Annotated in this window: 15 protein-coding genes and 1 riboswitch; of the genes, 8 read left to right on the forward strand and 7 right to left on the reverse strand. The window is 68.3% G+C overall.

The genetic code is table 11. The features are described from left to right. Nucleotides 1-153 precede the first annotated feature (153 nt). Both metB and P0Y52_02495 read right to left on the reverse strand, forming a co-directional pair. Complete coding sequence (gene metB, locus P0Y52_02490; protein ID WEK58426.1) at nt 154-1,332, reverse strand: cystathionine gamma-synthase; 1,179 nt, start codon at nt 1,330-1,332, stop codon at nt 154-156. Continuing rightward, the gene (locus tag P0Y52_02495) at nt 1,329-2,396 is read right to left on the reverse strand and encodes a homoserine O-succinyltransferase (protein ID WEK58427.1); all 1,068 of its coding nucleotides are present in this window, start codon (nt 2,394-2,396) and stop codon (nt 1,329-1,331) included. Before P0Y52_02495 ends, metB begins: the two co-directional genes overlap by 4 nt. Before the next feature lie 79 nt (nt 2,397-2,475). Then, nucleotides 2,476-2,601, reverse strand: a riboswitch (SAM riboswitch). A 189-nt stretch (nt 2,602-2,790) separates the two neighbouring features. On the opposite strand from P0Y52_02495, the gene P0Y52_02500 reads away from it, so the two are divergent. The 3 genes from P0Y52_02500 to P0Y52_02510 all read left to right on the forward strand — a co-directional run bounded on the left by P0Y52_02500 (nt 2,791) and on the right by P0Y52_02510 (nt 5,746). Beyond that, nucleotides 2,791-2,913: a hypothetical protein gene (locus P0Y52_02500; protein WEK58428.1), complete on the forward strand. Its 123-nt coding sequence runs from the start codon at nt 2,791-2,793 to the stop codon at nt 2,911-2,913. Nucleotides 2,914-3,047: 134 nt separating this feature from the next. Further along, a complete protein-coding gene (locus P0Y52_02505; GenBank protein ID WEK58429.1) occupies nt 3,048-4,781 on the forward strand; it encodes a homoserine dehydrogenase in 1,734 nt (577 codons plus the stop codon). Nucleotides 4,782-4,783: 2 nt separating this feature from the next. Continuing rightward, nucleotides 4,784-5,746, forward strand: a complete 963-nt coding sequence (locus P0Y52_02510; protein WEK58430.1) for a homoserine kinase — start codon at nt 4,784-4,786, stop codon at nt 5,744-5,746. A 46-nt stretch (nt 5,747-5,792) separates the two neighbouring features. Here the strand turns inward: P0Y52_02510 and P0Y52_02515 are convergent, their stop codons facing one another. Further along, nucleotides 5,793-6,680, reverse strand: a complete 888-nt coding sequence (locus tag P0Y52_02515; protein WEK58431.1) for a serine protease — start codon at nt 6,678-6,680, stop codon at nt 5,793-5,795. Nucleotides 6,681-6,857: 177 nt separating this feature from the next. On the opposite strand from P0Y52_02515, the gene P0Y52_02520 reads away from it, so the two are divergent. Next, on the forward strand, nt 6,858-7,799 hold the full coding sequence (locus tag P0Y52_02520; protein ID WEK58432.1) for a DUF5996 family protein: 942 nt from the start codon (nt 6,858-6,860) through the stop codon (nt 7,797-7,799). Here P0Y52_02520 and thrC read toward each other — a convergent pair. Beyond that, entirely contained in the window at nt 7,796-9,184 is a 1,389-nt protein-coding gene (thrC, locus tag P0Y52_02525) for a threonine synthase (GenBank protein WEK58433.1), read from the reverse strand. The genes P0Y52_02520 and thrC overlap by 4 nt on opposite strands. 155 nt (nt 9,185-9,339) lie before the next feature. Between thrC and P0Y52_02530 the strand changes: the two genes are divergently transcribed. Both P0Y52_02530 and P0Y52_02535 read left to right on the forward strand, forming a co-directional pair. Further along, entirely contained in the window at nt 9,340-10,284 is a 945-nt protein-coding gene (locus P0Y52_02530; protein WEK58434.1) for an aspartyl protease family protein, read from the forward strand. Nucleotides 10,285-10,348: 64 nt separating this feature from the next. Then, nucleotides 10,349-11,659 (forward strand): DUF418 domain-containing protein, encoded by a 1,311-nt coding sequence (locus tag P0Y52_02535; GenBank protein WEK58435.1) that lies wholly within the window; start codon nt 10,349-10,351, stop codon nt 11,657-11,659. Here the strand turns inward: P0Y52_02535 and P0Y52_02540 are convergent. The 3 genes from P0Y52_02540 to P0Y52_02550 form a co-directional block, all read right to left on the reverse strand. Further along, a complete protein-coding gene (locus P0Y52_02540; GenBank protein ID WEK58436.1) occupies nt 11,646-12,497 on the reverse strand; it encodes a neutral zinc metallopeptidase in 852 nt (283 codons plus the stop codon). The genes P0Y52_02535 and P0Y52_02540 overlap by 14 nt on opposite strands. 82 nt (nt 12,498-12,579) lie before the next feature. Continuing rightward, a complete protein-coding gene (locus tag P0Y52_02545; GenBank protein WEK58437.1) occupies nt 12,580-12,972 on the reverse strand; it encodes a hypothetical protein in 393 nt (130 codons plus the stop codon). A 43-nt stretch (nt 12,973-13,015) separates the two neighbouring features. Beyond that, a complete protein-coding gene (locus P0Y52_02550) occupies nt 13,016-13,357 on the reverse strand; it encodes an iron-sulfur cluster assembly accessory protein (protein ID WEK59431.1) in 342 nt (113 codons plus the stop codon). Between the two features lie 115 nt (nt 13,358-13,472). Here P0Y52_02550 and P0Y52_02555 point away from each other — a divergent pair, with 115 nt between their 5' ends. Both P0Y52_02555 and P0Y52_02560 read left to right on the forward strand, forming a co-directional pair. Beyond that, the gene (locus P0Y52_02555) at nt 13,473-14,660 is read left to right on the forward strand and encodes a deoxyguanosinetriphosphate triphosphohydrolase (GenBank protein ID WEK58438.1); all 1,188 of its coding nucleotides are present in this window, start codon (nt 13,473-13,475) and stop codon (nt 14,658-14,660) included. 79 nt (nt 14,661-14,739) lie between these two features. Beyond that, nucleotides 14,740-15,531 carry an SPOR domain-containing protein gene (locus tag P0Y52_02560; GenBank protein WEK58439.1) on the forward strand — a complete coding sequence of 264 codons (792 nt, stop codon included), beginning with the start codon at nt 14,740-14,742 and terminating at the stop codon, nt 15,529-15,531. The last annotated feature ends 12 nt before the right edge of the window (nt 15,532-15,543 follow it).

Here is a 15,543-nt window from a genome sequence, read left to right on the forward strand (position 1 = left end):
TCGCGCAGCGACGGGGGAGGGGGACCGCGCAGCGGTGGAGGGGGCGAGGCCATCCTCAGGCGGGGCCCATTTGAATGCCGCGCCCGTATCCGCCCCCTCCACCACGCAAGACGTGGTCCCCCTCCCCCGCGATGCGGGGGAGGATTTCTTTGTTTACGCCGCCTGTTGCAGCACCAGGGTGTCCAGCGCCTGAACCAGGTCGGCCAGGATGTCGTCCTGATGCTCAAGCCCCACCGACAGCCGGATCAGGCCGTCGGTGATCCCGGCGACGACGCGGGCCTCGGGCGTCATGGCGGCGTGGGTCATGGTGGCCGGGTGGGCGATCAGGCTTTCGACCCCGCCCAGCGACTCGGCCAGGGTGAAGATGTCCAGGCCCTCGATCAGGTCGCGCACGGCGTCGGTCCCGCCGTTCAGTTCAAAGCTGAGCATGGCGCCCGGTCCCGACTGCTGGCGCGCGGCCAGGGCATGGCCGGGGTGAGACTTCAGGCCCGGATAGTGGACGGCCTTGACCGCCGGGTGCTGTTCCAGGGCGGCGGCGACCAGACCGGCGGTGGCCTGCTGGCGCTCGATGCGGGTGAACAGGGTGCGTAGGCCCCGCAGGGTCTGATAGGCGTCGAAGGGAGAGCCCGTCACGCCCAGGCAGTTGGCCCACCAGGCCAGTTCGGCATGATCCGCCGGGTCCGCCGCGATCACAGCGCCGCCGACCACGTCGGAGTGGCCGTTGATGTATTTGGTGGTCGAGTGGACGACGATGTCGGCGCCCAGCTCCAGCGGGCGTTGCAGGGCGGGCGACAGGAAGGTGTTGTCGCACACCACCTTGGCCCCGACGGCATGGGCGCGGCGACAGACGTCGGCCACATCCACGACGCGCAGCAGGGGGTTCGACGGGGTCTCGATCAGCACCAGCCTGGCGCCGTCAGCCAAGGCCGCGTCCAGCGCCTCGCCGTCGTTCTGATCGACGAAGGCGACGCGGAAATGACCTTTCTTCGCTCGGGCGCACAGCAGGCGGTGGGTGCCGCCGTAACAGTCATGCGGCGCGATCAGCAGCTCGCCGGGGTTGAGCAGGCTTAGCGGCAGGTCGACCGCCGCCATGCCGGTGGCGGTGATGACGGCGCCGGCGCCGCCTTCAAGCTCGGCCAGGGTGTCAGCCAGCACGTCGCGGGTCGGGTTGCCCGAGCGCGAATAGTCATATTTCCGCTTCTGGTCGAAGCCGGCGAAGGAATAGTTGGACGACAGATAGAGCGGCGGCATGACCGCGCCGTGGGCCGTGTCCGTATCGACGCCCGAACGGGCGGCGATGGTGCGGGGATCGGCGGGGCGGGCGCGGCTCATTGGTCGATGTCCTTCAGAACAGAAGTCAGGATGTCGGCGACCAGGGCGTCTTCCTTGAGGAAGGCGTCGTGGCCGTAGAGGGAGGGGTGCTGTTCGAAGCGCCAGAGGTTGGGCAGGCGCGCGGCCAGCTCCCTCATGTCGTCGATGGGACAGAGGCGGTCGGTGGTGAAGCCGACCAGGGTGACGGGGGCGGTGATGGCCTCGGGCTCGACCCGGTGGCGGTCGATGGAGTCCGACAGGCTCAGCCAGCGCGACGGCGTGGTGCGGTCGCGATAGGCCCGGCCCCGCGCCGTCAGATAGTCGCACACGGGATAGGCCTGCCCGGCGTGGCTGGGGGCCTCGGAATCGAAGCGCTCACCGAACTCGTCGGGGGTGCGATAGGTGGTCATGGCCAGCTCGCGGGCCAGGCCGACGGCCTGATCGATGCGGCCGGTCTCGATCCCCAGTTGCAGGATGCGGCGCTGAATGCCGCGCCAGGCGGTGGCCAGGGGGTGAGGGCGGTGGGCGGCGGACACCACCACCAGCTGCTCGGCCCAGTCGGGGAAGAGCTCGCCAAAGGCCAGGGCGATCATGCCGCCGTAGGAGCAGCCGATGAAGGCCGCGACCTTGTCGACGCCGAGGTGATCCAGCAGCAGGGCCAGAAGCCGCGCCTGATCCTGGGTGGTGATGGTCAGCGGCGGCTTGGCGTCCTTGGCGTCGGGGCCGAAATCGGGCGCGAAATCAAAGGCGAGGACGCGAAAACGCGTCAGGTCGATGGGGGCGCGAACACCCACGGCGCCGGACCACCAGCCCAGGCCCTTGGTCTCGGTGCGGTGGACATAGCGGTCGGCCGAGATGCCGCCGGCCACCACGATCAGGGGGGCGCCGGCCCGGCCGTGCAGGCGGCCGACGATCTGCTTCTGGTTCAGCGTCCCGCCGAAATCGAGCTGGAAGCCGTCGGGGATGGGGACGACGACGTCATGGGCCCCGTCGCGCGACAGCAGCTCGGACGGACGGCGTGCGGATGCAGGCCGACAGGCGGGCTCTTCAGCGGGGGCGATGGGATCAATCAGGGCCAGGGTCATAGGTCTCGTCACTCAGCAAAACGGCTCGCCAAGGAACCCATGCAGTGACAGACCGTGGAGCGTCGCCTCGTCGATGCTCCACCCATCTCTCGTGGCCCCGGAGACAAGTCTCTGGAACCCCGCAGGAGTTGGCACCGTTTCGGGCGGAACCCGATGGTTGCCCCGGCGTCAAAGGGCCTAATCCCTCAGCCGGTCTTGATGAGTGACCTTACGTTGCGGTTGCGAAGGGCGCCGGTCAAGCGAAATAATTCACCCCGTTTTGACGTGACGCGACATTTGGTTGGTCAAAACGCGCAGTTGCGTCCCTTTTGAGCAAAAATTGTTCTTTTGAGGGTTGACGCGGTGCGGGGTCGTGGAACATCTTGAGGCAGGATTTTTCAACCGGACGCCGCCTGTGCTCGACCAGTTCGCCAGCATGATGATGACCCTGATCGCCGCCGCGGCGACGGGCCTCTTCGCGTCCCTGATTACGACCACCGGTACCACCACCATGCCCTTGCGGGCGGGGACCGGATGATGCGCGCCGCCTAGGCGAGAAACGCAAAAACCGAACACCCCGCCCGGACCCCCGGGCGGGTTTTTTTATGGCCCGAGCCCACCCCGACATCCTCCCCAGACCTCCCCACCAGACCCCGCCTTCAGGATCACCCGATGCCCGCTTCCGCTCTCGCTCTCGTCGCCGATCAACAGAAACCCCAGGCGGCGCCCGACGCCGAAGTCGTGGTGCTGAAGTTCGGTTCGTCCGTCCTGCGCAACGCCGCCGAAGCCCCCGCTGTGGCCTCGGAAATCTACGGCCATGTCCGCGCCGGGCGGAAGGTGGTGGCGGTGGTTTCGGCCCTCTCCGGCCACACGGACCGGCTGCTGGCCGACGCCCGCGCCCTGGGACTGGATCACGAGAATGAACTGCTGCCCGCCTATGTGGTGCTGGGCGAGGAAAAGGCGGCGGCCCTGGTCGCCATCGCCTGCGACCGGGTGGGGCTGGACGCGGTGGGTCTGTCGGTGCGGGAACTGGGCATCGTGGTCGAAGGTCCGGCGCAGCACGCTCGCCCCGTCAGCCTGAAGGGCGAGCGACTGCAACAGGCGCTGGCCGAGCATGAGGTGGTGGTGGTCCCCGGCTTTGGCGGCGTGCGCGCCAACGGTCGCGTGGCCCTGCTGGGACGCGGCGGATCGGACCTGACGGCGGTGGTTCTGGCCGCCGAGCTGGGTCTGGACCGGGTGCGTCTGGTCAAGGATGTGGACGGCCTCTACGACCGCGATCCGGCCTGCGAAACGGGCACGCCGCTGCGCTATCGCCGCGCCAGCTGGGAGACGGCGCGCCAGTTGGGCGGGGCTCTGGTCCAGCACGACGCCATCGATCTGGGCATGCAGCACGGGGTCGAGATCGAGGTCGCCGCCCTGGGCCGCGCCGAGGGCACGGTGGTCGGCGAGCGCGGGGCGCCTCCCGGCCCGGTGCAGTCCAATGCGCCGCTGCGGGTGGCCCTGGCCGGCTGCGGCGTCGTCGGCGGCGGGCTGCTGAACCGCCTGCTGCCCGATAAACGCTATGAGGTCGTCGGCGTTCTGGTCCGCAATCCGGGCAAGGCGCGCGATGTGTCTGCGCCCGCCGACCTGTTCACCAACGACGTCGAGGCCCTGCTGGCCAAGCAGCCCGACCTGCTGCTGGAGGCCCTGTCCGAGGGCGAGGCCGGTCACGCCCTGATCCGCCGCGCGCTGGAAGCCGGCGTCGATGTGGTCAGCGCCAACAAGCAGGCCGTGGCCCGAGACCCGGCGGGCTTGCAGGCCCTGGCTGCGGCCAACGGCTGTCGCGTCGCCTGGTCGGCCTCGGTCGGCGGCGGGGCGCCGATGATCGAGACCCTGCGCGCCGCCCGCGCCGCCGGGCCGGTCGCCGGGTTCGAGGCCGTGCTGAACGGCACGGTCAACTTCATGCTGCAACGCCTGGGCGAAGGGGCGGCCTTCGCCGACGCCCTGGCCGACGCCCGCGTGGCGGGCTTCGCCGAGGAAGACCCGTCCTCGGATCTGGAGGGTCACGACGCCGCCGCCAAGGTCAAGCTGCTGTCCTTCGAGGCCTTTGGCCGCGCCCCCGCCGACCTGCCGCGCGACGAGCTCTCGGCGGACACGCCCCTGGGGGTCAAGCCCGTGCGCCAGATCGGCGCCTGTCATGATCGCGACGGCCATCTGGACGCCTCGGTCCGGCTTGACGGCGACCTGAAAGACGCGCTCTTCCAGTCGTTGAACGGAGAGAGAAACGCCTTGAAAGTCTATGGTCAGGACGGTCGCGTCTGGACGTGCAAGGGCCGCGGCGCCGGGCGCTGGGCCACGACCGAGAGCGTGCTGGCCGATGTGGCCGACGTGGTGCGCGCGCGTCGCGCGGCGGCGGAGCTGGTCTAGACATGGCTGTCTTCACGCCCGTCACGCCGGATCAGGCCGCTGACTATCTCATGCGTTACCCCCTGGGCGATCTGGTCGCGCTGACGCCGATCGCCGAGGGGGTCGAGAACACCAACTACAAGCTGGAAACAACATCGGGCGCCTATGTCCTGACCCTGTTCGAGGGGCGGACCGACGCGGCCTCGCTGCCCTTCTGCCTGGGCCTGACGCGGCATCTGGCGGCGCGCGGCTTTCCGACGCCGTCGCCGGTGGCGGATCATCAGGGCGAGATCATCGGCCATCTGAATGGTCGCGCCGCCGCCATCCTGAACTGGGCGCCGGGCGCCTGGAAGCGCCAGCCGTCAGACAAGGAACAGTATCGCGCCGGACAGGTGCTGGCCCTGCTGCACCTCGACGCCGCCGACTATGCGGCCGAGCGCCAGAACCCGGTCGGGCCCGACGCCTGGGCGGCGCTGGCGGCGCGCTGCGATCCCGCCGCCAAGGGCGTCGATCGCAAGATGCTGGACCAGATCAAGGCCCTGCTGCCGCGTCTGGCTGAGCCGTGGAGCGACCCCGCCCTGCCGCGCGGTCCGATCCACGCCGACTACTTCCCCGACAACGTCCTGTTCGCGACCAACGAGCATGGGAAGTGCGATGTCGGCGGGGTGATCGACTTTTATTTCGGCTGCACCGACGTCCTGGCCTATGACCTGGCCATCGCGCTCAGCGCCTGGGGCTTTGACGCCGAGGGACGGCCGATGCACTCGGCCCTGCGCGCCTTCCAGAAGGGCTATGAGTCGGTGCGTCCCCTGACGCCCGCCGAGGCTGCGGCCCTGCCGGGGCTGGGGGCTGCGGCGGCGGTGCGCTTCACCCTGACCCGCCTGCACGACCGCATCTTCCACGACCCCGCCAACCTGGTCACCCCCAAGGACCCTGCGCCCTTCTTCCGGCGGTTGGATTACTGGAAGGCGGCGGAGGTGGTTTAGGGGGAGGGCGGCTTCTCGCGCTGGGGGCGAGAAGCCGTAAACTCGTTTAGGACCACTCTGCCAGCTGAAATCCGTCAGCACCCATTGCGGTGAAGGCTTCAGGGCGTTGCATTCGGATGAGGCCTCGGCCTGTCAGCTTAATTATTGATGTTGGCAAATCGACCACGCCGGGAGGCCAGAGACTTTCGATCTCATGGCCAAATACCGGCCAGGCCAGCGAGACGTAAGAGGGGCCGTCGTCATGTTCGATAGACGAGGCCAAGACACCGAGAAGGTGACCACTTTCATCAAATGCCGGGCCGCCACTCATGCCGCCGACCGTGAGGCATTTCACCTCGATGCAGGGATGGGGGAGCATCACTCTGTCTCGACCGGTCAGATAGATGGCTGTGACTTCGCCCACGCCTACTCGAACCTGTCCAGAGATTTCGGCTTCGCTAGCCTTCTCAGATCGAAACCCGGCAATCTGTATCCGTTCCCCAATCTTCGGAATGCGTGTCGTGAGGGCAGCGGTATGGAACAACCTTTCAGGGGGAAATTTCGATGCAAGATCGATCCGCAGTATGACGATATCGGTGTCGTCAATGACAACCTGATGCAGTCGCCAGAACTGTAACCCATCGTCAGTTACAGCCACGAGAAAAGGTGCGTCCTCTGAAGATAAAATTCTCTCAAGCCGTGGCTGGATTACGTGCTTGGCGGCCAAAGCGAGGCCCGGCCCAATCATGACGGCCGATCCTTCCATGGATACCGACTCACCCGTCTTGAAACCTAATCCCAGCAGCACGCTCCCGAAGTGTGTCCACTCGGCTAAGTCCCCAGCGCCATTCGATATGACGGGTGCGAACTGTAATGGCTGGAAATGAAGCTTTTCACCTATCTCGGCCGTCTTAGCTGGGTCATCCACAACGGTTCCAGTGACGAAATAATTCATGGAAATGAGTGTGCGCTCGTCAGCGTCAAGCCGTAAAGGTTGATGCTTCGCGTTGGGGGCAGAAGCTATGTCCACCTTGCACCCATAGCTGTCGCTTGCAGGCTCTGCTTCTAGCTTCTCTTGCAACGATCTCGCCGCGCGGGATTTTGAGGCAGGGGGCGGGCGAGGAGGCTGAGGATGGCAGTGCGCCCGAACACATGGCCCAAGCTGTCGGCGGCGAGGCTGTGGCCGACGATGGAGACGTTGCAACTGTGGGCGCAGGTGGTCGGCAAGGTGCGGCTGTCGCAGACGCCCTGGTTGAACCACGGCTGGCACGTGACGCTGCGGGTCTCGGCGCGGGGGCTGACGACGGGCCTCATTCCCCATGGCGCGGTTGGTTTCGAGATGGAGTTCGACTTCATCGCCAGCGCACTGATCATCCGGGTCAGCGACGGCGGCGAGCGCCGCATAGCGCTCAGGTCCGGGACCGTGGCGGACTTCTATGCCGAGGTCATGGGCGCGCTGGAGGGGCTGGGCGTGGCCTGCCGCATCGACCAGACGCCGGATGAGATGGCTGAGGCGACGCCCTTTCCCGAGGACACGCGGCATCGCGATTATGACGCGGCGGTGGTTCGCGACTACTGGCGGGCGCTGGTGCAGGTGGATCGCGTGTTCAACTGTTTCCGCACCGGGTTTCTGGGTAAGTGCAGCCCGGTGCATCTGTTCTGGGGCGCCTTTGATTTGGCGGTGACGCGGTTCTCGGGGCGGCCGGCGCCCCTGCATCCGGGCGGGATTCCTCACCTGCCTGACGCGGTGACGCGCGAGGCCTATTCGCACGAGGTGTCCAGCGCCGGCTTCTGGCCCGGTGATCCGGCGCGCGAGCCGGCCTTCTACGCCTACGCCTATCCCGCGCCGGCGGGGTTCGAGGCGGCGGCGGTGGCGCCGCCCGCGCGTTGGGACGCGGAGCTGGGCGAGTTCGTGCTGCCCTATGAGGCGGTCAGGGCGGCGGACGATCCCGACGCGGTGCTGAGCGCCTTTCTGGAAACGACCTATGAAACCGCCGCCGATCTGGGCGGGTGGGATCGCGCGGCGCTGGAATGCGCGGAGGGCCGTCCGCGCATTCCTCGCTGGGTGGGCTAGGCCGTAAAGCCCTTCACCGCCGCCAGCGCGGCTTCGGCCGTGTTGTCGATGATGGTCAGGCGCTCGGGCTGGTCGCCCAGGGCGCGGATGACGGGGGCGGCCTCGGGCTGGAAGCCCAGGACGTCGGAGACGAAGACGCCGAATTTGGACGGGTGGGCGGTCGACAGGGCGACAACGGGGCCGTTGGCGCGATCCAGCTGACGCGCGGCGGCCAGGGCCACGGCGGTGTGCGGGCAGACGACGCGGCCCCAGGCGGCGTGGGCGTGGGCGATCTCGGCCTTGGTCGTGGCCTCGTCGATGGAGACGGCGGAGACCTCGGCTTTCAGCGCGGCCAGCAGGTCGGAGGGCAGGGTGACGGACCCGTTGCGGGCGAAGGTTTCGAACACGGCGCGCGTGGCGTCGGCGTCGCGGCCCGAGGCCTCATAGACCAGTCGTTCGAAATTGGACGGCGCCTGGACGTCCATCGACACGCTGCCGCTCTCCACGGCGGGGCGGCGGGCATAGACGCCCTCGTTGATGGCGCGAGCCAGGGCGTCGTTCTGGTTGACGGCGGCGACGAAGCCCTTGATCGGCAGGCCCATCTTGCGGGCCGCGATGCCCGCGAAGGCGTCGCCGAAATTGCCGGTGGGAACGACGAAGGTGGCGGCCTGACCCAGCTGGGCCGTGGCCGAGATATAGTAGGGGATCTGTCCCGCCAGACGACCCCAGTTGATTGAGTTGACCGAGGACAGGCGGCGGCCTTCGCGCAGGGATTCCTCGGCCAGCAGACCCTTCACCAGACGCTGGCAGTCGTCGAAGTCGCCGCGCACGGCCAGGTTCAGCACGTTGTCGGCCTGGACCGTGGTCATCTGCTTGCGCTGCACCGGCGAGACGCGGTCCAACGGGTGCAGCACGACCAGATTGATGCGCTCGGCGCCCGCAAAGGCGCGCACGGCGGCGGCGCCGGTGTCGCCGCTGGTGGCGGTCAGCAGGGTCAGCTTCTGACCCGTCGCGGCCAGGGCCTCGTCCGACAGGGCGGCGACCAACTGCATCGCCAGATCCTTGAAGGCGGCGGTCGGGCCGTGGAACAGCTCCAGCACGAACAGGCCCGGCTCCAGCTCGACCAGAGGCGTCACCGCCGGATGGTCGAAGCCGCGCGTCAGGCGATCCAGGGCGCGGTCGAGCGCGCCGGCAGGAAGCGCGTCGCCGATGAAGGGCGAAATCGCCTCTTTCGCCATCTCGGCATAGGTCCGGCCCGGCCGCGCCGCGTCGGCGGGCAGAGTCGGCCAGGCCTGAGGCATGTAGAGGCCGCCGTCGGGCGCGATGCCGCGCAGCAGGGCGTCGGCGAAGTTGGTCGGGGCGGCGTCGCCGCGCGTCGAAAGGTAGCGGTCGGGGGAGGTGCTCATGACGGGTCGTTTCTAGCCGTAGGGCGGCGCTTCGTCATGATTATTTTGCGTCTGCGAAGGCAATTTCGCGCTTTGGCGCAACAAGATGACGCAACCGCCACAATGGGTCTCGCCGGGGCTGGCGCCGCGCCGCTGTCCGGTCCATGTGAGGGACAATGAGACGCCGTTCCTTTCTGATCCGCGCGGGTGCGGTCGCCGCCGCTGTCGGCGGCGGCCTGTGGCTCAAGGACCATGTGATCTGGCGTCGGCCCCGGCTGACCTTCCCCGAGGGCGGGAGCAGCGGCTGGCTGGCTTTCGTGGTTAAGGACGCCGCCACGCCGACCGTGCGGGTGCGCATCGCCGGGCGCGAGGTGACGGCCCTGATCGACAGCGGCGCCCAGTATTCGGTGATCGATCGCGCCCTGGTCGAGGCCCTGGGCCTGACGACCTTCTTCGATATGCCGATGGTGGCCTATGGCGTCGGCGGTCAGCCGCAGGTCGGGCGCGGGGTGACGCTGGACCTGGGCATGGGTGCGCTGACGCTGGCGGGGCTGCGCGCAGCCATCCTCGACCTGGGACCCATTGCGGACGAGGCCGGGTTGGGCGCGCCTCTGGTGCTGGGACAGGACCTGCTGGGCCAGGCGGTGCTGGATCTGGACCTGAAACGTCGCCGCGCGCGGCTGGTCGACCCGGCGGCCTATGTCGTGTCGCCCGCCCTGCGGCCCGTGCCGGTGAAACGAAGCGGCACGGCGCTGACCGCCGAGGTCACGGTCGAGGGGGCGGTCATGCGGGCTGTGATCGACACCGGCTTCTCCGCCCTGATCGCCCTGAGCCAGGGCGCGGCCGAGACGGCGGGCCTGCTGGACGGGCGCGCCGAGACCGCCGGGTCCAGCATCGTCCTGGGCGGGGTGGCGCGGGCGCGGGTGATCGAGGCGAAGACCGTGACATTCGGCGACGACCTGTGGCGCGGGGTGGCGACGCCGGTCTTCGCCAGTTCGCCCCTGCCAAACTATCCTGACGCCTTGCTGGGGATCGAGGCGTTCGTGGATCGCGAGGTCGCGCTGGACCTGGGGCAGGGCCGGTTGCACCTCTCGCCCCTGATGGATCTGACGGTCGGCTGACCGACAGATGATTTTACAATGTCCGCCTTTGTGGTTTGGCGGAACGGCGCTAACGCGTCGCGGCATGACCCATGCACCCGTCAGCGCCCCGCGCGCGCCGGCTCACCGATTGGAGAGTCTGGACCTGCTCAGGGGCTTTGCCCTGTGCGGCATCCTGCTGGTCAACATCATCTCCATGGGCGGGATCTGGGAGGCCTATGCACCGCTGACGACGCCCAGTCTCGACAACCCCGACTGGCTGGCCTGGCTGGTGCAGCACGTCTTTCTGCAGGGCTCGATGCGTGGGCTGTTCACCCTGTTGTTCGGGGCCGGCATGTTGCTGATCACCCTGCGCGGCGACGGCGGCAAGGGGACGATCGAGGCGGCGGACGTCTATTTCCGACGCTGCATGGCCCTGCTGGCGTTGGGCGTCGGCAATGTGACCGTCCTGCTGTTTCCGGGCGACATCCTCTATGTCTATGGCCTGTCTGGCTTCTTCCTTTTCGCCTTCCGCGCCGCGCGGCCGCGCACCTTGATCCTGGTGTCGGTTCTGCTGTTGGCCTTGCTGACGGGGATTCAGGGGGCGAGCGCCTACAAGCGGGCGATGGAAACGCGCCAAGGTCGAGCCGTGGCCGAAAGTCACCTGCCGACCGAACGCCTGAACCCCAAACAGCGCGAAACCTTCGACGCCTATCAGGCGGCGGTCGCTGCGCGCCAACCATCGCATGAAGCGCGCGCCGAGCAGGCCGAGCTGCGCACTGGCGGGCCGGTCGGCCTGCTGAAGTGGAGCGTCCATACCTGGATCGACTATGCGGCCTCCAGCTACACCATCATTCTGGTCATGGAGTGCGTGGCCTTCATGCTGTTGGGCATGGCCCTGTTCAAGCTGGGGGTGCTGAGCGGCGCACGATCCTTGCGCTTCTATCTCCTGTTGATGGCCGCGGGCTATGTGGTCGGTCTGACCATCAACGGGGCTCAGGCGGCGTCGCTGTGGCGCAATGATTTCTCACCAGAGCTGTGGCTGACACGCGGAAGCTATGAACTGGGGCGTCTCGGCATGACTTTGGGCCATGTGGGTCTGATCCTCAGCCTGTGGAAGCTGAACGCCTTTGGCGTCATCGGCGCGGGGCTGAAGGCTATGGGGCGGATGGCGCTGAGCAACTATCTGGCCCAGTCCGCCATCACGTCGCTGCTGTTTTACGGCCTGCACCTGTGGGGGCGGTTCGACTGGTGGACCCTGTGGGGCATCGCCGCCGTCATCTGGGTGGTGCTGGCCATCGGCAGCCTGTTGTGGCTGCGCGTCTTCGCCTTCGGGCCGATGGAATGGGCGCTGCGGCTGGTGGCCTATGGCAAGGTTCCGCCGATCCGCCGCGCCGGCGCCGTCACAGCCCCTTGAACGTGTCGCACGACGCGGGATCGCCGGTCTGATAGCCGCGTTGCAGCCATTCCACGCGCTGGGCCGAGGAGCCGTGGGTGAAGCTTTCGGGCGAGACGCGACCGCCGCCGCGGCGTTGCAGGGTGTCGTCGCCGATGGCCTGGGCGGTCTTCATGCCTTCTTCCAGATCGCCGGGCTCCAGCGCCACCTGACCGCCTGAGACGGCGGCGGCGTTCCGGGCCCAGACGCCGGCGTAGCAGTCGGCCTGAAGCTCCAGCGCGACGGAATACTTGTTGCCCTCGGCCTCTGACCGCGCCGCCCGCTGGGCGCGCTGCACCTGTTCGCTGGCGCCGGTCAGGGTCTGGACGTGGTGGCCGAACTCGTGGGCGATGACATAGGCCTTGGCGAAGTCGGCGCCCGAGGCCCCGAGCTTGGTCTCCATCTCGCGCCAGAAGCCGAGGTCGAGGTAAACCTTCTGGTCGGCGGGGCAGTAGAAGGGCCCCATGGCCGACTGGCCCATGCCGCAGCCCGTCTGGGTGCCTTGTTCATAGAGGACGGTGGTCGGCGGGGTGTAGCCGCGCAGCTTGGTCTTCCACACGTCGTTGATGTTGGCGCCGATCACGTCGACGAACTGTCCAGCCTGATCCTCGGGCGTGCCCGTCTTGCCGGCCTGTTCGGACTGGCTGGCGCCGCCGAACTGGCTGGCGACCTGCTGGGTGGTGCTGGGGTCGATGCCGAAGACGAAATAGCCGATGGCCGCCAGCACCAGAACCCCGATGCCGCCGCCCGCAACGGCGCCGCCGCCCATGCCGCGCCGGTCCTCGATGCCGCCGCCGCGCCGTCCGCCCTGCCAACGCATGATGTCGTCTCCACCCTGAAATCTCGCCCGAAGCTAGGCCCAAACGCGGCGGGCAGGGAAGGGATGCAATTGTAAAGGGCGGTCAGTTCGGACGGCGGTCCAGCCAGGCGTCGATCTCCGTGACGCCCCGCGTCATGTCCTCGCGCCGGGCTGTCTGGGCTTCGCGCGCCTGACGTTCCTGCTCCAGCGTGCGCGGGGCATAGGCGGTTTGCGGAGGCAGGGGCGGCGTCGGCTGGCGCGCGGCCTGTAGCTGCAGGATGGTCAGCTGGGTCTGCAGCCGCTGCTGCTGGGCCAGGGCCTCGCGCTCGGCGGCCTGATTGCGCAGCCGGTCCATCTCGATGCGGTGCTGGTCGGCGATGGCCGAGCCGGGATCGTAGCCAGGGGGCGGCGGACCCGGCCAGCCGGGCCAGTTCTGGGCGTTCGCGGCCAGAGGCGCGGCGGCCAGCAGCAGGGTCATGAGGATCAGACGGCGCATGAACGAAACATGGGCGCCCGACGGCCCCGCGCCAAGCGTGGCCCTAGATGGCGAAGCTGACGCCGCAGCCGCAGCTGGACGAGGCGTTGGGGTTGCGCACCACGAACTGCGCCCCCGCCAGTTCATCGACGAAGGCGATCTCTGAGCCCTTGAGGAAGGGGATGGAGACGGGGTCGATCACCGCCGCCTGACCGTCGCGGCGGACGATCAGGTCATCGGCCTCGGGCGCGTCGACCAGTTCGAGCCGATACTGGAAGCCCGAGCAGCCGCCGCCGTCGACGGCGACGCGCAGCATGATGGGCTTGCCCTCGATCTCTGCCAGCTTGGCCAGGCGTTTCGCCGCGCTCTCGGCCAGAAGGATGCCTTCCGGCGCGCGGGCCGAAATGGAAAGCGACAGGTCGCGGGCTGATTCTGTGGATTGGACGGTGCTCACGGCTCTCTATATGAGGAGCTGACAGGCGTTCGCAAAGGCCTGTGCTGCAATAGAAGTGCTGTCCGCCTTGAGCCAGACCCGCGCGTCCTTCGCCGAAGACCCCGCCGCCAGCCGCGGCCGCCACGTCTTTGAGCCCGCCAGCCGCACCCGAACCCCCTTCGCGCGCGACCGCGATCGCATCATTCACGCCACCGCCTTCCGCCGCCTGAAGGAGAAGACTCAGGTCTTTGTGGCGCACGAGGGCGACCACTATCGCACCCGCCTGACCCACAGTCTGGAGGTGGCCCAGATCGCCCGCTCGCTGGCTCACGCCCTGCGGCTGGACGACGACCTGGCCGAGACCATCGCCCTGGCCCATGATCTGGGACATCCGCCCTTTGCTCATGCGGGCGAGGACGAGCTTCAGGCTCAGATGGCCGACTACGGCGGCTTCGATCACAATGTTCAGAGCTTCCGCGTCATCACCGAGCTGGAAGTCCGCTATCCCAAATTCCTCGGCCTGAACCTCAGCTGGGAAACGGTCGAGGGCGTGATCAAGCACAACGGTCCGGTGATGCATCACCTGGATGAACCGGCGTGGAAGACGGTGGCGGACTACGCCCCCGCTGGAGCGGCGAACTGGGACCTGCGGCTGGACACCTTCGCCTCGCTGGAGGCCCAGTGCGCGGCCATCGCCGACGACATCGCCTATAACAACCACGACGTGGACGACGGGGTGCAGGCAGGGCTCTTCACCCTGGCCGATCTGGCCGAGGTGCCGCTGATCGGGCCCTGTCTGGCCGAGGCGCGCCGCGACTGGCCGATGCTGGACGACCGCATGATCCGGCTGGAGGCCGTGCGCCGCATGATCGGCATCATGGTCGACGACGTCCTGGCCGAGACCGAGCGGCGGCTGGCCGCGCACCGCATCGTCACCGCCGAGGATGTGCGTCTGGCCCCGCAGATGATGGTGCAGTTCTCAAGCGCCATGATGGCCGACCTCGGCGTGCTGCGGCGTTTCCTGTTCGAGCGGATGTATCGCCACTATCGGGTCAACCGCACCCGCAGTCAGGCGCGGCGCGTCCTGTCGCAGCTGTTCCAGCTGTTCATGGAAGAGCCGGAGGTCATGCCGCCCGAATGGTCGGTCCAGGCCCTGTCGGATGATCCGGTCAAGCGGGCGCGGGCGGTGTGCGACTATATCGCCGGCATGACCGACCGCTACGCCATCGAGGTCCACGGCAAGCTGTTCAGTCTCGACCTGGCGCTTGATCTGTGATTCGAAAGAGGCCACGGGCGGGCTAGACTGATACTTCCCGGCGCCGATTCGCGCGGGGCCGATCCAGAAAGCGCGACCCATGTCCTACGACGACGATCACCGAGGCAACCCCAACACCGGCCGCGAGCGGGGCGCCTATACGCCGCCCACCGACGACGACCTGCCGTTCGAGCGTCGCAGCTATGATCCCCGTCGCGCCCCGGCCGCCAAGTCGCCGCCGATCACCCTGATCGTCAGCGCCATCGTCCTGCTGCTGCTGATCGTGGCCGTTGTGGTCTTCTATCGCTCGGGCGTGCGCTCCTCGACCGACGCCCCGCCCGCCGTGGGCACGCCGGTCGAAAGCATGAAGGTCGAGGCGCCGCTGGACGCCCAGCCGATCGACCCGGAAGCGGGCGTGCGCGTCTATCGCGATGGCGGCGAGGCGACCGACGCCGTCCCCACCTTCACCCCCGAGCCGGAAGCTGTCGCTCCCCGCCCCGCGCCGCAGCCGCTGCCGGTTGCGCCCACGGCCCTGCCGCCCGCCGCTCCGGCTGTGGTCGCGCCCGCAACTCCGGCTCCGGCCAAGCCCGTGACCGCTGCGCCCGCCGTCAAGGCTCCGGCGGCTCCGGCTCCGGCCGCTCCCGCCGCCGGCGGTTCTTCGGGCGTGCAGATCGGCGCCTTCTCCTCGACCGCCATCGCCGACCGTGAATACGCCGCCGTCGCTTCGCGCTTCGGCTCGTTCGCCTCGGGCGCTGAAAAGCGCGTGCAGGAAGTCACCGCCGCCAACGGTTCGACCGTCTATCGCACCACCTTCACCGGCATGAGCCGCGACCGCGCCGTGGCCTTCTGCAACGCGCTGAAGGCTGCCGGCCGCGACTGCATCGTCCGCTAGGACCGAGCGGGA

The sequence above is a fragment of the Candidatus Brevundimonas phytovorans genome (assembly GCA_029203145.1).
Lineage (GTDB): Bacteria > Pseudomonadota > Alphaproteobacteria > Caulobacterales > Caulobacteraceae > Brevundimonas > Brevundimonas phytovorans.

Excerpts from the sequence above, each read along its gene's own strand:
- P0Y52_02505 (WEK58429.1), top strand. The coding sequence starts at position 3,048 with ATGCCCGCTTCCGCTCTCGCTCTCGTCGCCGATCAACAGAAACCCCAG.
- P0Y52_02520 (WEK58432.1), top strand. The coding sequence starts at position 6,858 with ATGGCAGTGCGCCCGAACACATGGCCCAAGCTGTCGGCGGCGAGGCTG.
- P0Y52_02540 (WEK58436.1), bottom strand. The coding sequence starts at position 12,497 with ATGCGTTGGCAGGGCGGACGGCGCGGCGGCGGCATCGAGGACCGGCGC.
- P0Y52_02545 (WEK58437.1), bottom strand. The coding sequence starts at position 12,972 with ATGCGCCGTCTGATCCTCATGACCCTGCTGCTGGCCGCCGCGCCTCTG.
- P0Y52_02530 (WEK58434.1), top strand. The coding sequence starts at position 9,340 with ATGAGACGCCGTTCCTTTCTGATCCGCGCGGGTGCGGTCGCCGCCGCT.
- metB (WEK58426.1), bottom strand. The coding sequence starts at position 1,332 with ATGAGCCGCGCCCGCCCCGCCGATCCCCGCACCATCGCCGCCCGTTCG.
- P0Y52_02495 (WEK58427.1), bottom strand. The coding sequence starts at position 2,396 with ATGACCCTGGCCCTGATTGATCCCATCGCCCCCGCTGAAGAGCCCGCC.
- P0Y52_02535 (WEK58435.1), top strand. The coding sequence starts at position 10,349 with ATGACCCATGCACCCGTCAGCGCCCCGCGCGCGCCGGCTCACCGATTG.
- thrC (WEK58433.1), bottom strand. The coding sequence starts at position 9,184 with ATGAGCACCTCCCCCGACCGCTACCTTTCGACGCGCGGCGACGCCGCC.
- P0Y52_02515 (WEK58431.1), bottom strand. The coding sequence starts at position 6,680 with ATGAATTATTTCGTCACTGGAACCGTTGTGGATGACCCAGCTAAGACG.
- P0Y52_02560 (WEK58439.1), top strand. The coding sequence starts at position 14,740 with ATGTCCTACGACGACGATCACCGAGGCAACCCCAACACCGGCCGCGAG.
- P0Y52_02510 (WEK58430.1), top strand. The coding sequence starts at position 4,784 with ATGGCTGTCTTCACGCCCGTCACGCCGGATCAGGCCGCTGACTATCTC.